Annotated in this window: 18 protein-coding genes and 3 pseudogenes; 19 read left to right on the plus strand and 2 right to left on the minus strand. The window is 57.7% G+C overall.

Annotation, left to right across the window (positions count from 1 at the left end; translation table 11 throughout):
* The first annotated feature begins 18 nt into the window (after positions 1 to 18).
* From AADX97_RS19805 to AADX97_RS19830, 6 genes are all read left to right on the plus strand, one after another.
* Complete coding sequence (locus AADX97_RS19805; protein WP_374235707.1) at positions 19 to 255, plus strand: hypothetical protein; 237 nt, start codon at positions 19 to 21, stop codon at positions 253 to 255.
* A 290-nt stretch (positions 256 to 545) separates the two neighbouring features.
* Positions 546 to 1,673 carry an SUMF1/EgtB/PvdO family nonheme iron enzyme gene (locus AADX97_RS19810; RefSeq protein WP_374238720.1) on the plus strand — a complete coding sequence of 376 codons (1,128 nt, stop codon included), beginning with the start codon at positions 546 to 548 and terminating at the stop codon, positions 1,671 to 1,673.
* A gap of 301 nt (positions 1,674 to 1,974) precedes the next feature.
* Positions 1,975 to 2,211, plus strand: coding sequence for a hypothetical protein (locus AADX97_RS19815; protein ID WP_374235706.1), 237 nt, complete (start codon positions 1,975 to 1,977; stop codon positions 2,209 to 2,211).
* Positions 2,212 to 2,336: 125 nt separating this feature from the next.
* The gene (locus tag AADX97_RS19820) at positions 2,337 to 2,753 is read left to right on the plus strand and encodes a hypothetical protein (RefSeq protein ID WP_374235705.1); all 417 of its coding nucleotides are present in this window, start codon (positions 2,337 to 2,339) and stop codon (positions 2,751 to 2,753) included.
* Positions 2,754 to 2,874: 121 nt separating this feature from the next.
* A complete protein-coding gene (locus AADX97_RS19825) occupies positions 2,875 to 3,432 on the plus strand; it encodes a DUF4357 domain-containing protein (protein ID WP_374235704.1) in 558 nt (185 codons plus the stop codon).
* 64 nt (positions 3,433 to 3,496) lie between these two features.
* The gene (locus tag AADX97_RS19830) at positions 3,497 to 3,880 is read left to right on the plus strand and encodes a hypothetical protein (RefSeq protein ID WP_374235702.1); all 384 of its coding nucleotides are present in this window, start codon (positions 3,497 to 3,499) and stop codon (positions 3,878 to 3,880) included.
* A gap of 98 nt (positions 3,881 to 3,978) precedes the next feature.
* On the opposite strand, the gene AADX97_RS19835 is transcribed toward AADX97_RS19830, so the two are convergent.
* Entirely contained in the window at positions 3,979 to 4,188 is a 210-nt protein-coding gene (locus tag AADX97_RS19835) for a helix-turn-helix transcriptional regulator (protein ID WP_374235701.1), read from the minus strand.
* A 539-nt stretch (positions 4,189 to 4,727) separates the two neighbouring features.
* On the opposite strand from AADX97_RS19835, the gene AADX97_RS19840 reads away from it, so the two are divergent.
* Positions 4,728 to 4,958 carry a hypothetical protein gene (locus tag AADX97_RS19840; RefSeq protein ID WP_374235699.1) on the plus strand — a complete coding sequence of 77 codons (231 nt, stop codon included), beginning with the start codon at positions 4,728 to 4,730 and terminating at the stop codon, positions 4,956 to 4,958.
* 106 nt (positions 4,959 to 5,064) lie between these two features.
* On the opposite strand, the gene AADX97_RS19845 is transcribed toward AADX97_RS19840, so the two are convergent.
* On the minus strand, positions 5,065 to 6,423 hold the full coding sequence (locus AADX97_RS19845; protein WP_374235697.1) for a tyrosine-type recombinase/integrase: 1,359 nt from the start codon (positions 6,421 to 6,423) through the stop codon (positions 5,065 to 5,067).
* 409 nt (positions 6,424 to 6,832) lie between these two features.
* On the opposite strand from AADX97_RS19845, the gene AADX97_RS19850 reads away from it, so the two are divergent.
* The 12 genes and pseudogenes from AADX97_RS19850 to AADX97_RS19905 all read left to right on the plus strand — a co-directional run bounded on the left by AADX97_RS19850 (position 6,833) and on the right by AADX97_RS19905 (position 16,518).
* Positions 6,833 to 6,979 (plus strand): hypothetical protein, encoded by a 147-nt coding sequence (locus tag AADX97_RS19850; protein WP_374235695.1) that lies wholly within the window; start codon positions 6,833 to 6,835, stop codon positions 6,977 to 6,979.
* A gap of 104 nt (positions 6,980 to 7,083) precedes the next feature.
* Positions 7,084 to 8,907, plus strand: a pseudogene (locus AADX97_RS19855) (DEAD/DEAH box helicase); the annotation flags it as partial.
* 976 nt (positions 8,908 to 9,883) lie between these two features.
* Positions 9,884 to 10,201 (plus strand): four helix bundle protein, encoded by a 318-nt coding sequence (locus AADX97_RS19860; protein ID WP_374238637.1) that lies wholly within the window; start codon positions 9,884 to 9,886, stop codon positions 10,199 to 10,201.
* A gap of 617 nt (positions 10,202 to 10,818) precedes the next feature.
* A pseudogene (locus tag AADX97_RS19865) lies at positions 10,819 to 11,163 on the plus strand (DUF3883 domain-containing protein); the annotation flags it as partial.
* A 2-nt stretch (positions 11,164 to 11,165) separates the two neighbouring features.
* Positions 11,166 to 12,347, plus strand: coding sequence for an ATP-binding protein (locus AADX97_RS19870; RefSeq protein WP_374235693.1), 1,182 nt, complete (start codon positions 11,166 to 11,168; stop codon positions 12,345 to 12,347).
* Positions 12,344 to 13,333: a ParA family protein gene (locus AADX97_RS19875; RefSeq protein ID WP_374235692.1), complete on the plus strand. Its 990-nt coding sequence runs from the start codon at positions 12,344 to 12,346 to the stop codon at positions 13,331 to 13,333. The genes AADX97_RS19870 and AADX97_RS19875 overlap by 4 nt, the downstream gene beginning before the upstream one ends.
* A 233-nt stretch (positions 13,334 to 13,566) precedes the next feature.
* Positions 13,567 to 13,782 (plus strand): type II toxin-antitoxin system PrlF family antitoxin, encoded by a 216-nt coding sequence (locus AADX97_RS19880; RefSeq protein ID WP_374235690.1) that lies wholly within the window; start codon positions 13,567 to 13,569, stop codon positions 13,780 to 13,782.
* Entirely contained in the window at positions 13,769 to 14,152 is a 384-nt protein-coding gene (locus tag AADX97_RS19885) for a type II toxin-antitoxin system PemK/MazF family toxin (protein WP_374235688.1), read from the plus strand. The genes AADX97_RS19880 and AADX97_RS19885 overlap by 14 nt, the downstream gene beginning before the upstream one ends.
* Positions 14,153 to 14,343: 191 nt before the next feature.
* Positions 14,344 to 14,601 (plus strand): ribbon-helix-helix domain-containing protein, encoded by a 258-nt coding sequence (locus tag AADX97_RS19890; protein ID WP_374235686.1) that lies wholly within the window; start codon positions 14,344 to 14,346, stop codon positions 14,599 to 14,601.
* A 108-nt stretch (positions 14,602 to 14,709) separates the two neighbouring features.
* Positions 14,710 to 15,027 (plus strand): annotated as a pseudogene (locus AADX97_RS19895) (putative toxin-antitoxin system toxin component, PIN family); the annotation flags it as partial.
* A 66-nt stretch (positions 15,028 to 15,093) separates the two neighbouring features.
* Entirely contained in the window at positions 15,094 to 16,215 is a 1,122-nt protein-coding gene (locus AADX97_RS19900) for an ATP/GTP-binding protein (protein ID WP_374235684.1), read from the plus strand.
* 3 nt (positions 16,216 to 16,218) lie between these two features.
* Positions 16,219 to 16,518, plus strand: coding sequence for a DUF3226 domain-containing protein (locus tag AADX97_RS19905; protein ID WP_374235682.1), 300 nt, complete (start codon positions 16,219 to 16,221; stop codon positions 16,516 to 16,518).
* Positions 16,519 to 16,565 lie beyond the last annotated feature (47 nt).

Genomic DNA, 16,565 nt, shown 5'->3' on the forward strand with positions numbered 1-16,565 from the left:
CTTCAGGAAGCAGGATTAATGACGACGAGGGAGAAATTGGAGTTTTGGCCCGCAGGGGAAACCCCTATTGCTATTCAAATCGGCAAGATGCTTGGGTGGGCGCCTCGCGAATGCGCTCTTATCGCCCTGAAGAGCGTCTATTTCAAGAAGCAAGACGCCGGTGAAATATCAGAGTTTCTAGATATTCCTTTACCTGTGCAGAGCTTGGATAAGTTAATTCAGTATAATCGCTTACGAGACGAAGTCCGCCGTTAAGGGGGGAGCCGGGCTAAACCACGGTTTCGTCACAAGCCAAAGATAAAGATAAAGATACGCCTAACGAGTGGGCCAAAGAGCGAGCGCGCGCCATCGGGGTCGGAGTTAACTGGCCGGTGTCGTGCATGCGCGCGCCGCCTTGTCCGAAACGTTAGCCGCTGTCCTAATGTCGTCTTTGGGTCGTGAGCTGTCTTCAGCCCCACACAAGCAAATGCCCCGAGTCGAAACCTAGGCGTGTCCTTAAATCCGAATGGTCTCCTATCCATTCGAATGGCAGTTCAGGATCATCGATGGACCATACTACAGACTACTATGCCACCCTCGGCGTGACCGCTTCCGCCGACGAGGTGGTAATCCGCGCTGCCTACAAGGCGCTTGCACAGAAGTATCACCCCGACAAGGTAAGTGGTCCGAGCGCAGACCAGAACGCGGTCATGTCCGCGATAAACGAGGCTTACAGCGTCCTCGGCGATCGGACGAAAAGGGCTCAGTATGACCAGCTTCGGAGCGGAGCTTTTCAACAGCCCAAACATCCACCGCCGAAAAAGCCCCGACATCCGTCAACACCACGGCCTCACCGTTGGACCGCCCCCTTGGATCACATCGACGGGTGGAGCACAGAAAGAGTGCAAGGGCTTCAAAAACGATTCGCGTCAGCACTTGGTAAGACCGTCATATTTCAAGATCCACCATTCACCGTCAAAGCAGTTGGTGGTTTCCTCGGCTTTGGTTCAGGAGCAAAGATAATCCAGTGTCCTGAGATGGCAGTGATTCCACCGGGTGGACTAATGGGCCATCTTGAGGTTCAACAATCTTTTGCACTTGGCCTCTACGCAGTCACCAATGAGGAATACGTAGCTTTTTGCCGCGCCACTGGCCACAAAGAGCCGGAAGATTCGCGTAGAGCGCACCACCCAGTAAGACATGTGAGTTGGTTCGACGCTTTCGATTATTGTGCATGGCTGTCTGTCGGAACTGGAGAAGAATACCGATTGCCGACCCAGAAGGAATGGGAATATGCTTGCCGAGCCGGTACAACAACGAAGTATATCTTTGGAGACACAATAACGCCGAAACAAGCGAATTTCGGAGGTATGTATTATTTGCAGTCGAAAGGTATCTTCCCGAAAGATCCGAATCACAAGCCCAGATATCCAGTCGGTTCTTACAGCGGTACAAACGCTGAAACCGCAGTGAAGAGGTACTTTCCTAATGCTTGGGGGTTGTTCCAGATGCACGGGAATGTGAGCGAGTGGGTTGCTGACGTATATCCTGGAAATAAGAGATTAACCTGCGGAGGTGGCTGGGGTGCTTACGAGGAGGATGTGGGTTCCGATAGCTTTCTTGAATTGGATGCCACAGAAGCCGGTCTCGACATCGGCTTTCGAGTCGCTCGTTCACTGAAACAAGCAACATAGGGAATTCTGGGGACACTAAGGAATTCTGGGGACACAATACTGAATTATAAGCGAACCGCCACATTCTTCGAGCAGGAAACCGGGACAGACCACGCTATTCTCGAGCAGCGTCAAACTTAATGAAAAATTGTCTAACAAGCGGTTAGAGCGAGGACCCCGCAGACTGCGCGGTAGTCGTTCTGCAGGGCCGCGCCAGCGGGGCCGCTTAACCTTTGCGTTAGCAAGAGTGGGTTCAGGTGATATGTAACGACCGCCAATAGTTCTACGCCCTCTGAATTGCTATCAACTGTAAGGGGTCAACGTGAATGCATTAAGCGCCCTAGCTTTGTTTATCGTTGCCGGTCCGGTTTTGGTTGCCTATATGGTGTATCCATACTATAGAAGGTCTGAAATATTTGGATTTGTAGTCCTGTCAGTTGTTGGCATGGGGATTGTGGGAGTAATTGGACAAGGATGGTTATTTTTTCTATTCATTGCATGGCAATGGTGGTTTGCTTTACGCCCTATCTTTGAGAAGCTCAAAAGCAACCGCAAATAAAAGAGAAATCAAGAAACTAGGGGAAGTCCGCTATTTTCTTATTTGCCAAGCAAATCTGAGGCAACTGCTAAAAAACGCGGCATGTCCTCATGTTGTTTATATAATAAGGATACGAAACAGATATTATGGCTGTATTCATCACGATCGTAAGCGGGGTCTTTGTATTTGTCATAGGACAAACTGTGCTCAAGCTCTTGGTGGAGCCATGGCAAAAACAACGGGAATGCATCGCGAAGATTGCGCATCTACTACTGTATTATGAAAATGTATATCTGAATCCCGGCGTTGGAACAGAAGAGAAGAACCGGGAAGCATCACAAGAAGCTAGAAGAACAGCATCAGAACTAGTAGAGAGCCACTATCGAATACCTATGTATCCGAGGCTATCTCGATCTGGGTTGTTTCCCAACGTAAGAACAATGCGCGAAGTAACAAAGCTCCTAATTGGGCTGTCTAACTCTACTCATTCAGGTGAACCAGATCGTAATTCTGAAAGGATAGAAAGAATACGGAGTCTACTCGGTTTTGAAAAAGAAAATTGATAGCTAACATGCGCATCAAGCCGACCGCATACTGCGCCGTTCGGCTCCTGAGTTGGATTGAAGTTTTGTGGACGGCGCAGTATGCGTCGGCTTATGCTTACGTTATGCGCCAAATGAATAAATGAGTCAGAAGGTTAAACTCTTAAACGGCAGTGCCTATTTTGAGCGTGGCGAACTCGTGGAACTCGGACGCCGGCTCTCTGACGCGCAGTTGGAGCAGATTGGGCTTCGCGAAGCGGTAATCGGCGCGGAGCAGGAACATTATTGGAGACTGCTCGCTGCCTCAGACCTTCTGCGTGGCGGCAACGATCATCTCTGGGGGCTTCTACAAAGCGAACTACAAGCGGCAAGAGGGTGGGCTCTGTCACCGGACAGAAAGTCGCCGAAGCTGTCAGGTAACCATCCCGCCTATGGCGAAAAGAGGTGCTTACCGCCCGCGGGCACTTTGATCGAGCGTTGGATCTTTTACAAGTCCCCCTACCCGGAGAAACTGCAGGCCAATGGACTCTACAAAAGGGTAAGTCGAGAGAAGTTCCGTTTTGTCGTCATCAAACCTCCATTCCAATTGATCTTACTTGGCGACAAAGAGAATCTGCTTTACCTCAGTCCTTCCGCAGCAGCCGTTGCCGCGACAGGCGGCTCCGTTAACGGCTGGGACTTTTTTGACATCTTCGAGTAAGGATAGCTGACGGCTCTTTTAATGCGCATCAGAGGCTTTTGATATGGCTCTCCTCGTAAGAAGCATGTATAAACTCATTTTACGTGTGGGCGTTCGACAGCAAATTGATCCGTACGCATGGAAGTATTTACTTGAAGATTGTATAGGACGGACGAATTGGGACGGAGAGATATTCTTGTTTAGCGCGATGAATCCGATGGACATGTCCATGATTTCCAAGGATCTAATGAACTTTGGGTTTAGGTGGACCGAGAACTTACAGGACGCGGATTTTGCTTGGTTCGACTTCACGGTGCCAAAGCTGGATTGGTTGGAGGAAGTTTCAGCAACGCCGCTTAAGAAGAAACTACAGCCCGTAGAACTCTGGCAGATGAAAGGTTCAAACGTAGATTGGTTTGCTACCTTTGATGGCAAAATCCGAACGCGCGGCGAAGATTACTCGTGGTGAGAAGTGCGCGTTAGACGGTTCCCCGGCAATCTGTAACGATGATCGCCGAGGGAACCGGATCACAGTGACGGGGCGTTGTCCCGCTTATTGAGAGCTGATCAATCCACGGAAACCGAATGTCCGTTTGTCACCCAGGCTTCGATATCGGAGTTTAGCCAGGCGGATATACGGCCGATTTTCTTGGGAGCGGGAAATTGATGCAGTTTGATCAGCGCGTAAATTTTCGTTTTTCCGAGACCTGTGATTTCGAGGACTTGCGGCAAACGTAACAGACGATGGCTTGTCGGAGAGTGTGTATGAGTTGTCATGTGTATTCTTGCTTAAAGAATACGCCTGGAACGATTCGAGAGTAGTGATGTAGTAAGAGTGCGTAAATTCGACGTATCAAGTGTAGGCGTAATTGCAGGGTCAATCGATCATCAGCGTTTTATGTGAAAATATGCCGCCCTGACGGAGTGAAGAGCGACCGGCTCGGACCCTCCGAGCTTGGCGTTCAGAATAGGCCAGGCGAACGCAGAAGGCAACCGTCGAGCGTTCGCGATTCTCGAAGCAGTGTGGTCAAGCGGGGTAGGGGCCTTCTCGGGGACGGCATCTAAGCGCTATAGGGCTGGCTTCACGCGTGATCGCTCGGTGCGACAAGAGAAGCAGTACCGCTGCCACGGTCATTGGCGAGTATTGACAGGCTGCGGTATTCGCGTGATGATCGTCTGGCTGCAATAGAAACATAGCGGCGAAGAGTCACGACGACGAGCTTTACTCATTTTTACTCAAAGAAAATCATGTCATGTTTCATCATTCTACGGTTTCGACGCATAGGCTATCAAAACTTCCGGTACCCGAGCCCGGTGTGACGACGGTTTATTACTTTCAATATTTCAGCGGTAAAAGAGTTGTTCTGCGTGATGGCAGTGGTCGGTTGTTTTATACCGACGCCGAGTTCCTCTACAACATGATGCTGCACTATCGTGCCCACCGTGACATGCCCGTTGTGATCGGCAACGACTCACATTTGGAACTGGAATCCGACGATGGGTTGGATGATGACGGAATGTTTTCATATATCGTCACGGACGATTAGCCGAACACTGACAACAAACCTCGTTGGTTGGACGTGCATTCTTGACCCCTTCCCAAGAAGGGGTCTTTTACGTGACGGTCACCTTCGCGCTTTTTCCCAATGGATATTACGTCGGTTGTGAGGTTTCCCGAAGGGTTTCGAGATGACGCTCCCATAAAAGAAGGGCAGCGCGCTTTTCCTCTATATAGGTGTGGCGGTCGTAATGCTGGTTTTGTACTCCGGACAAGCCATGACTCAGAAGCTGAGCCCTCACATCACGACTCACACCTAAACTCGCCAGTTGTGTCTCTACAGTGCGGCGGATATCACGTAGGTTAAATGGTTCGCCCTTCATGGTTTTGGCGATCTGCGAAACCCGACCCGAGCAAGTAGTGTAGTTTACGATCGCCGATGCGCCGTCTCGATCCCTGGACATGAACAGCGACGGGTTCACGTCATCGGGATCGGCCCGTTCCTTGGCTCGCTCGACCAACTCGGCGACCAGTGCGCACCCCTTCGGCCCCAACGGCAGCAGATGTTCCCGTGGATCTTGCCGTTTGCCTTTCCCGTCCCAGAGTTTCAGAACCTGGGTATCTCGATCGTAGTCGGAGACACGAATCCGAAGGAGTTGCGCCATGCGCTGACCGCCCGACAGCAGGGCGAGTTTCAACGCTTGGTCGATCAGATTGTCGCTCAAAGCATCGTGGTATGCGGCCAACTCAAAGCGCGTCAGAGTGCGTTGTCCGGCTTTTACGGGAATCGTCGGAATCGCGTCGACTGGATTGGCGGTAACCTCGAAGGCTATCAGTTCCGACGGAACCGCGCTGTCGAACGGTGCGCGGATGGCCAGGGCAAACGCGGCTCTTAGATAGCTTCGTAGCATTCCCCCGGTCCGTTCCTTACCGGCCTCCCGAACCTTGCGTACCATCGCTGCGATATGGTGTGACGTGACTTCACGAGCGGGAAGTGCAGCGATCTCGGGATGCATCTCAAGAACGTGAACCTTGAAGGCCGAACGCGTGTCCTTGGCGCTTTTGGATTTGCCGCGAACCTCCAGTACATTGGCATAGGCATCACAGAGTGCTTGAAGGGTGTACTGAGCTTGTGCCAGTGCACGCGCTTCAGCCGCAAGTGAGACCGCTACGGCTGCTTCCCGCTCCGCTTGCTCGGCTTCCAGAGCGAGTTTGCGCGCGGCTTCTTCGGCTTCGAGATGGGCTCGGATATTCTTGACGCCGTCCTGGTAGAGACGGGAGAGGTCTCCGGCCTTCTGGCGAGCTTTCGCAAGGGTCAGTCCGTCGCGACCGGTTTCGTCGTAGACGCCGATCGGCAAGGTGTCGCGTTTGCCGCCCGAAAGGGTGTAGCGGAAGTAGGCGAAGGTTGCCCCGCTGGCAGCCTTGCGAAACAGCAGGACGCCGGCTCCATGCGCACCGCCGTCGGAGAGCCATTCGCCGGGTTTCGCGCCTTGCAGATGCTTGACTGTGATCATGCTCGGATCCTCGAAATCCGGTTGCCGTTTGGTTGCCGTTTGGCGCGGGCTTCAGGCGATCATCCGAGATCGCCAGCAACCTTAGAATATCAAGAAGTCACTGATCATGAAAGGAAACGTATTTAAGGGCAGGACTATGGCGAACGATCAAGGACGTCGGAGGATGGGTCTTTATCCGACTTTTAATCAGGTGGTCGCGCGTTCGAGTCGCGCAGGGCGCACCATAAAATCAACGGCTTAGGCGTTTCGCGCCTAGGCCGTTTTCTTTTGAGTCACCACAGAGTCACCGGGCGGTTGGGTTTCGCGGTTTTTGCGCCTAGTTCTCGGTCGTTTTGCCGGGCAGGTAGGACCGCTCGATTCGGATCGTCTCGACGGCTTGAGCCAGGGCGTCAACAAGGGAGAGGAACCCATGTCCCCGGACGACTTCATCGCCAAGTGGCAGGGCGTCACCCTCACCGAGCGCGCATCGGCTCAAGAGCACTTCATCGACATCTGTCGGATGCTCGGGGAGAAGACTCTCACCGAAGCGGATCCATCCGGCTCGACCGCCCCTTGACCCATCGCACTGGTTCGCCGTCCTCTTGGCGTATACCATCCGAGTCCGGACTCATCGCGCCGGTGCGTTCGAGACTCCAGGGACAACAGGAGGGTCAGCCGACCATGCAGCTCGAACAGCTTCAGCCCAGCGCCGTGATCCGAGGCATCCTTCCGGACGCGCTCGTCGAGGTCGTCCGCGTTGAGTGGTTCGGTTCGGATGCGTTGGAGTTGACCTACAAGACCCCGGCCGGCAAGGTTGCGAACGAGATCCTCTACCGCGATGACGAGTCCCGCCTGGAACTGGCGGAGCTGGGCCGGCCCTGGAGCTTCGACGGCGACGGCGCGTTGTTCCGCCTGGTCTCGGAGGCCCACCGCATCCGCCTGGCGCATCTGTTCGACCCGGTGCTGGCGGTGCACACCTCGCTGGTCGATCCGCTCCCGCACCAGATCACCGCGGTCTACGAGGCGATGCTGCCGCGCCAGCCGCTGCGGTTCCTGCTTGCCGACGATCCCGGCGCCGGCAAGACCATCATGGCGGGGCTCCTGATCAAGGAGCTGATCGCCCGCGGCGACCTGCAACGCTGCCTGATCGTCTGTCCCGGCAGCCTCGCGGAGCAGTGGCAGGACGAGCTGTTTCGGCGCTTTCATCTGCCCTTCGAGATCCTCACCAACGACAAGCTCGAAGCGGCGCGCACCGGCAACTGGTTCCTCGAAACCAACCTGGTCATCGCCCGACTCGACAAGCTCTCGCGCAACGAGGCGGTGCAGCAGAAGCTCCAGGCCCCCGACTGCCGCTGGGACCTGGTGGTCTGCGACGAAGCCCACAAGATGTCGGCCACCCTCTTCGGCAACGAGGTCAAATACACCAAACGCTACCGCCTCGGCCAACTCCTCTCGACCCTGACGCGTCACTTCCTGCTGATGTCGGCCACCCCCCACAATGGCAAGGAGGAAGACTTTCAGCTCTTCATGGCGCTGCTCGACGGCGACCGCTTCGAGGGCAAGTTCCGCGACGGCGTGCACACTGCCGATGTCTCGGACCTGATGCGCCGGATGGTCAAGGAGAGCCTGCTCACGTTCGACGGCACGCCGCTCTTCCCCGAGCGCATCGCCCACACGGTTCCCTACAAGCTCTCGGATGCCGAGGCCGCCCTCTACCAGGCCGTCACCGCCTATGTGCGCGAGGAGTTCAATCGTGCCGAGGCCCTGGAGAACGACAAACGCGCCGGCACCGTCGGTTTTGCCCTGACCATCCTGCAACGGCGCCTGGCCTCCTCCCCCGAGGCCATTTACCAATCGCTGCGCCGTCGGCGCGAACGTCTGGAAAGCCGCTTGCGTGAGCTGGAAGTGCTGCAGCGTGGTGGCCAAGCCGCGCCCATCCTGGCAGCGTCCCTCCCGGCGCTGGACAGCGACGACGTCGACGACCTGGACGAGGCCCCCGAGAACGAAGTCGCCGCCCTCGAAGAGACCATCCTCGACCAAGCCACCGCGGCACGCTCGATCGCCGAGCTGCGCATCGAGATCGCCACGCTCCAGCACCTCGAAGGGCAAGCGCACGCCGTCCGCCGCAGCGGCACCGACACCAAGTGGCGCGAGCTGGCCAGCCTGCTGGGCGAGATCTTTACCACCGCCGGCCTGGCCAATCGCGCCGCGGAGCCCAAGGTGCCCTATGGCGCGGGTCCGATCGCGCCGCCCAAGCCCTCGCCGCATCAGAAACTCGTCATCTTCACCGAGCATCGCGACACCCTGAACTACCTGGAGGGTCGCATCACCACCTTGCTCGGCCGCAAGGATGCCGTGGTCATCATCCACGGCGGGATCGGCCGCGAGGCGCGCCTCAAGGTCCAGGAGTCCTTCAAGCACGATCCCGAGGTCCAGGTCCTGCTCGCCACCGACGCGGCGGGCGAGGGCATCAACCTGCAGCGCGCGCATCTCATGGTCAATTACGACCTGCCCTGGAATCCAAACCGCCTGGAGCAGCGCTTCGGGCGCATCCACCGCATCGGCCAGACCGAGGTCTGCCACCTGTGGAACCTGGTCGCCGAGGAGACCCGCGAGGGTGACGTCTACCGCCGACTGCTGGAAAAGCTTGAGCAGGCCCGCGAAGCCCTCGGCGGGCAGGTCTTCGACGTGCTCGGCAAGCTCCAGTTCGAGGGCAAATCACTGCGCGATCTGCTGATCGAGGCGATCCGCTACGGCGAGCGGCCCGAGGTCCAGGCGTTCCTCACCACCGTGCTGGATACGGCACTCGACCGCGGTCACCTGCAGGGCCTACTCGAAGAGCGCGTTCTGGCCCACGATGCGATGGATGCCAGCGGCGTGCAGCGTATCCGCGAGGACATGGAACGGGCCGATGCCCGGCGTCTGCAACCACACTACATCGAATCCTTCTTCTTTGATGCCTTCAAGCGACTCGGCGGCACGGTCAAGCAGCGTGAGCCCCGGCGTTACGAGATCACCCACGTCCCCGCCGCCGTGCGCAACCGCGACCGCCTGATCGGCATCGGCGAGCCGGTGCTGCCGCGCTACGAGCGCATCGCCTTCGACAAATTCCTGGTCGCCCCGCAGGGCCAGCCCCTGGCTGCCTTCGTCTGCCCCGGCCATCCGCTGCTCGATGCCGTCATCGATCTCACCCTGGAGCGCAACCGTGATCTGCTCAAGCGCGGCACCCTGCTGGTGGACGAGCGCGACCTCGGCACCGCGCCGCGCGTGGTCTTCTATCTGGAGCACGCCATCCAGGATGCTGGGTTGACCCGCGCGGGGGAGCGCCGCATCGTTTCCAAGCGGATGCTTTTTGTCGAAGCGAGGAGTGAGGAGAGAGCAGTGAGGAGCGAGAAAAGAGCAGTGAGGAGCGAGAAAAGAGAAGTGAGGAGCGAGAGGGGGAGCGATGCATTATCGAGAGACAGTGGTTTGGCAGAAGGCCATGTTCGTGGCGCGGGAGGTCTATCGACTCGTCCCGCGTCTTCCGAAGGAAGAGATGTACGGGATGCGTTCCCAGATCACGCGATCCGCGGTTTCAATGCCGGCGAACATCGCGGAGGGATGGACGAGAGAGGGGATCCGCGAAAAGACGCAGTTCCTGGCGATCGCCCATGCCTCGCTGGCGGAAACGGAGACCCTCCTGACCCTGTGCGAGGATCTCGGCTGGTTTCCGAAGCAGGAGACGGCGGTGCTTCGCGGCTTACTGGACGAGGTGAGCCGGATGTTGACAGTCATGCGCCGCAAACAACGCCAAACTTAAACGCCGATGTCCAAACAGGGGCTCACTCATCACTTCTCTCTTCTCGTTTCTCTCTTCTCACTCCTCACTCCTCACTCCTCTTTTCTCGCCTCTCCTACGCGCCCTATTTGGACTACCGTCCGCCGGCTCCGGACGAACCCGGCATCGACGCTATCCTCGACCGACCCGAGTGCCGCTGGATCGACCGCGAGCTGGAAAAGAAGGCCCAGGGTCACGCCATCGCCCAAGTGGTACCGGAGCATCTGGCCGAGGTAAAGGCGCGCAAGCTCGACCTGATTGCCAAGACCGAGGCGGCGGTGAAGGACCGCCTCACCAAAGAGATCACCTATTGGGACCATCGCGCCGAGGAGCTGAAGCTCCAGGAATCTGCCGGCAAGCCCAACGCCAAGGTCAACTCCGGGGAGGCGCGTAAGCGGGCGGATCTCCTGCAAGGCCGGCTGCAGAAACGCCTAGCGGATCTGAAGCTCGAAGCCCAGCTCTCGCCGCTGCCGCCGGTGATGCTCGGCGGTCTGCTCGTTGTCCCGATCGGGCTGATCCGGGCCATGACCGGACAGGCCGGCACCGCGCCGACCCATCCGATCGACACCAAAGCCAGCGCTGCCCGCGCCCGCGCCATCGTCATGGCGGTCGAGCGCGGCCTCGGCTTCGAGCCGACTGACCGCGAATTCGAGAAGCTCGGTTACGATATCGAGAGCCGCGTCCCCGGTACCGGCAAGCTGCGCTTCATCGAGGTCAAGGGCCGGATCGCGGGCGCCGAGACCATCACCGTGACGCGCAACGAGGTTCTCTACTCGCTGAACAAGCCCGACGATTTCATCCTTGCGATTGTTGAGTTTCTCGACGATGACGCTCACCGTGTCCATTATGCTCGCCGGCCATTCCGGCGCGAGCCCGATTTCGGCGTGACGAGTGTGAACTACGCCCTCGCTGAACTACTTGCGCAATCCAACACACCGAGCTGAACATGACCGAGCAAGAGCTTTTCGCCTTGATCGCCGATCACGAGGCGGACCGAGTCGAACTCACCGTCTCGACGACGGATACCGACAAGTTCGCCGAGGCCGTCTGTGCCTTTGCGAATGATCTGCCAAATCATGGAAAGCCTGGTCATCTGATCATCGGCATTCGGGATAATGGCCAGTTCGGCGGTATCCGAGTGACCGACGCGCTTCTTCGCAATCTCGCGGCGTTGCGCGACGACGGCAACATCCAACCTCTCCCGGCCATCATCGTCGAGAAACTCGTGACCACGGATGGTGAAGCCGCTGTGGTCACCGTGCAGCCCGCGCTCCTTCCGCCCGTGCGTTATAGGGGACGCGTCTGCATCCGCAATGGCCCTCGGCGCGGATACGCCACCGAGCATGAGGAAAGGATTCTCATCGAACGCCGGATCTCCCATGCGAAGACATTCGATGCGTTACCCTGTTTTGGGAGTCAACTCGAGGATCTGGCACTGCCGCTTTTCCTGATCGACTACCGCCGGCACGCCGTGGCCCAAGAGGTGATTGCGGAAAACAATCGCTCGGTTGATGACCAGCTCGCTTCCCTGCGCTTCTTCGATCTGGCGCATCGGTGCCCGACTCATGGTGGAGTCCTCCTATTCGGGCTCGATGTTCGGGCTTGGTTGCCGGGTGCCTACATCCAGTTTCTGCGCGTGGGTGGCGATTCGCTCGATGCGGAGATCCTCAATGATCAGATTCTATACGGCGACTTGTTAACGGTGCTCCGCGAGCTTGATGCCCTGGTTGATGCGCAGCTGACCCAGTTCCCGGCGCCCGAGTCGACCCTGCGCGAGCGTAATGTCGAATCCTATCCACGGATCGCCGTCCGCGAGCTGCTGATGAATGCGGTCATGCACAGGGATTACGCATCGACCGCTCCGCTTCGCATTACCTGGCTGGAAGATCGTCTGGAGATTCAGAGCCCCGGCGGACTCTACGGCGAGGCATCACGCGAAAACTTTCCGCGACAAACCAGTTATCGCAACCCGGTTGTTGCCGAGGCTTTAAAGGCTCTGGGTTATGTCAATCGCTATGGTAGAGGTGTGCTGCGCGCCCAGGCGGCGCTGGAGAAAAACGGCAGTCCCGCGGCGGAGTTCCAATTCGATGCCGGCTACCTGCTCGCCACCCTGCGGAGGCGCGCATGAAGACGGTCGCCTTCTTCAACAACAAGGGCGGCGTCGGCAAGACAACACTCGTCTATCACCTTGCTTGGATGCTGGCGGACCGCGGCGAACAGGTGCTAGCAGTAGATCTGGATCCGCAAGCCAACCTGACAGCCATGTTCCTGCCCGAGGATGCGCTGGAAGATTTATGGCCGAACGGCGAGCATCCCAACACCATCTTCGGCGCCTTACGGCCCATTATTCGTGGTCTGGGCGACGTCAAGACCCCACATATCGAGGTTATCGACTCGCGCATCGGCCTGGTAGTCGGTGACCTCGCCTTGTCGACCTTTGAAGACAAGCTCTCGGACGCCTGGCCGCGCTGCCACAACCGGGACGAGTCTGCGTATCGGACGACGACTGCGTTTTATCGAGGCGTGCAGCAGGCCGCCGAAACCCATCACGCAAGCTGGGTCTTGATCGATGTTGGTCCCAATCTCGGCGCCATCAATCGCGCGGCGTTGATCGCAAGCCGCCATGTCGTCATCCCGCTCGGTCCCGACCTCTTCTCATTGCAGGGACTGCGCAACCTGGGGCCATCACTGCGTACCTGGCGGGCAAGCTGGCAGGAGCTGGCGGGCAAGAATCCCGATCCGGAACTGGCCATGCCCGAGGGCAAAATCGAGCCGTTGGGTTATGTGGTGATGCAGCACGGGGTGCGCGGCAGCCTTCCTCCGAAGGCTTATCAGCGTTGGATCGACCGTTTTCCGGCGGAGTACCGCGAATCCGTGCTCGACGAGCCCACGAGCACGTCCTTCAACGCGTCTGATGATCCCTACTGCCTGGCTATGCTGAAGCATTACCGCAGCCTGATGCCGATGGCGATGGAGGCGCGCAAGCCCGTGTTCGCCCTGAAACCCGCAGACGGAGCCATCGGTGCGCATGGCGAGGCAGTGCGCAACGCCTACAAGGACTTTCTTGCGCTCGGACTGCGCATCGCGGACCGATGCGGAGCTGTTCTCTCTTGATGGGCGAGCTGCGACTTCGACAACCGTTCCGCCGGGAGCCGGACTTCCATGCCAGCAGCGTCAATTACGACTTCGCTGAGCCACTGAGTCGCGCGGAGGCGTCGGGGTAATCGCCCGATCAACGGGCGGGCGGGGTCACAGGCTCATCCAGACGACATCATTGGTTGACCACTACAAGGATTCTCCTTACTTTGAGAGCTCAGTCGTCATTGAGCTGTCCACGAGGTGTCGGGATGCTGACCAGTAAGCTCACCAGCAAGTCGCAAACCACCATTCCTCAGGCGGTGCGTGCGGCGCTCGGACTGCGTCCGGGCGACGAAATCCTTTACCGCATCGACGATGGTCAGGTGTTCTTGGCCAAGGCCCGAGCGGTCCAGGGCGATGACCCTTTCAAGACCTTCGACGAATGGGATTCGGAGGCGGATCGACAAGCCTATGCCGATCTCTGACCCATCCGCGACATTCCTGCCGGGAGAGGTGATCAAAGTTCCCTTCCCCTACACGGATCGCCCGACCCGGCAGCGACGACCTGCACTGATTGTTTCCAGCTCGGACTTGCAGCGCAGGCATGGGCTTTCCTGGGTACTGATGATTACCAGCGCCGCCAACCGCGGTTGGGAAGGCGACGTGGACATCGCGGACATCACCCTGGCCGGCTTGCCAGCTCCTTCGGTCGTGCGTACGGCCAAGATTGCCACGATCGACTCGCGCGATGCTGTCCATTTGGGCCGAGTCAGCGCGGAGGTCCTGCAAGTCGTCCAGCGACACCTCGACGCGATCCTTCGATCAGATGACTCCAAACCGAGACCATCACCGTAACGCGCAACGAGGCGGTTCCGATGCTCACTGGCAAACTCACCAGCAGAGCCCAAACCACCATAATCGACACGCAAACCGGCGCCGCCGCTCGCGCCAAAGCATCGACATGATATCCGTGCTCAAGACCTGGCCCGCGACCCGAGCTCTACGCCATAAATGACGGATAGACGTTTATCCGCTTAGGAGTCAGCATGACAGAGGCAGTGCGCTGGACGATCAAGGTCTCTCAAGAAACCGATCTCGCTTTGCGCGGTTTCCTTGGCGCGCAAGGCATGAAAAAAGGCGATCTCTCGAAGTTCGTCGAGGATGCGGTGCGCTGGCGGATGCTGGACCGCACCGTGCAGGTCGTGAAGGATCGCAATCAAGATCTCTCGCCGGATGTCCTGGAGGCGATGATCGACGAGGCCACGCGCGAGGTACGCGCCCAAATGCGTGACCAGAGTCCGTAGCGCCGGTCTGTGCGCCTGGTTCTCGACACCAACATCCTGTTGTCGGCCTTGATGGTTCGCGGAACGCCGCCGGATCGGCTCTACGAAGCCTGACGACACGGGCGGTTTCACCTGGCATCTGCCGAGCAGCAACTGGATGAATTAAAAAGGGTATCGAGACGACCGTTTTTCAAAGCTCGCCTGACGGCGAGCGAGATCGGCAGGATGGTCAACGACATTCGTCGGCTTGCGACGATGTGTGATCCCTTGCCCAGGGTCACGGTGTCCCCGGACCCGAACGATGATTTCCTGTTGGCCATTGCCCAAGCTGGCGCCGCAGACTATCTGGTCACCGGCGACAAGAGTGATCTGCTTGCCCTCGGCTCTCACGCAAGCACGCGAATCGTCTCTGCCAAGACCATGGTGCAACTCCTTGAGCATTCTTAAAATGCGGTTGTCCTAACCTTCTCGAAAGACGTGTAAACTGTGGATGACTTCCGAAAAGGAGCAACGATGACAGCGCTGATAAGAACCTGTGAAGTCCGCGGCTTCCGTGCTTTCGCCGACTTGAGGATTAATGGTCTTGGTAAGGTCAACCTGATAACCGGCAAGAATAATTCGGGCAAATCCTCCCTGCTTGAAGCTATCCGGATTCTTATCACGGGTGGCGCGCCGGGAACGCTCTATGAAATCCTCGACTACCGGGAGGAGCTTGGCTCCGCCAATGACGCAGAGCGCCTTTATTCCCAAACAGATTTGGAGCCGTTCTGCAATCTTTTTAACGGCTTCCCCGATCTGGCAAGAAGCGCGAAAGGTTTCTCGATCTCGGCTGTCGGCTCCTTACCTGAATCGATTTCCCGCATCAATGTCAACATCAATTGGTTCATCAGAAAGAGTGATCCTATGGGGCCGTCGATGAGATTCGAACCGGCATCAAGCGATGCCTTGGACGACGTCGACAGTTTCCCTGCCCTACAGATCCAGATCGCAGCAAGGACGCGAGTCATACCCTTGGACAAATTTCCGCGCAGGTACGCGATGAGGCCGGAGCCCGACGTTGCCTCTCGACCCTGCATCTATGTGGATCCCTTTAGTTCTCGCTCCACGAGCCAGATGGGCGCCTTATGGGATGCTATTACCCTGACGGACGCCGATCAAGAGGTCGTCAAGGCTTTGCAGGTCATCTCTCCGGACATTCAGGCTGTCACGATGATTGGAAGTGATCATCGCAACGGCGGTTCAAGAAAGGCGATCGCGAAAAGCAGCCTGTATCCCGAGCCGTTGCCATTGCGTACGTTCGGGGATGGTATGAATCGCTTGTTTGGTGTGATCGTGTCGCTCTGCAATGCTCGTAACGGGGTTTTGCTTGTCGATGAAATCGAGAATGGCCTTCACTACTCGATCCAGACCGACATCTGGCACACTGTCTTTCGTCTAGCCAGGGACCTGAACGTCCAGGTGTTCGCAACGTCTCATAGCTGGGATTCCGTACGCGCCTTCCAGAAGGCGGCGACCGAGAGTCCTGAGGACGGGGTGCTGGTTCGGCTATCCAGAAAGGACGGCCAAATCATCCCAACGCTGTTTACGGAAAAGGAGTTGGAGATCGTGACCCGCGATCAGGTCGAGGTGAGATAGGCCATGGCCGAAACGCGTGTTCTGATGGTCGAAGGCCCGGATGACGCGCATGTCGTCAAACACATCTGCGGTAGGCGGAAGCTCGGCGAGATCGAATGCATCAAGCCGTATGGCGGCAAGGATGCTTTGATTGATGGCATCGGTGTTCGCCTCAAAGAGAGTGACATCGGAGCGCTGGGCATCATTTTGGATGCCGACACCGACCTTCACGCTCGATGGCAGTCGGTGGCTAGGATGTTCAATCGCCCAGGCTTTCCCATCAAAACTTTCATGCCGTTTTCATGTCGAGCTTCGGCGCCTTGAACGCCTGTCGTCGCCGGGCCAGCATGGAGTCGCCGAGATGCGTCTTG

Origin of the sequence: Thiocapsa sp. C2-2m (genome assembly GCF_041903745.1) — a bacterium.
GTDB classification, from domain to species: Bacteria; Pseudomonadota; Gammaproteobacteria; order Chromatiales; family Chromatiaceae; genus Thiocapsa; species Thiocapsa roseilacustris.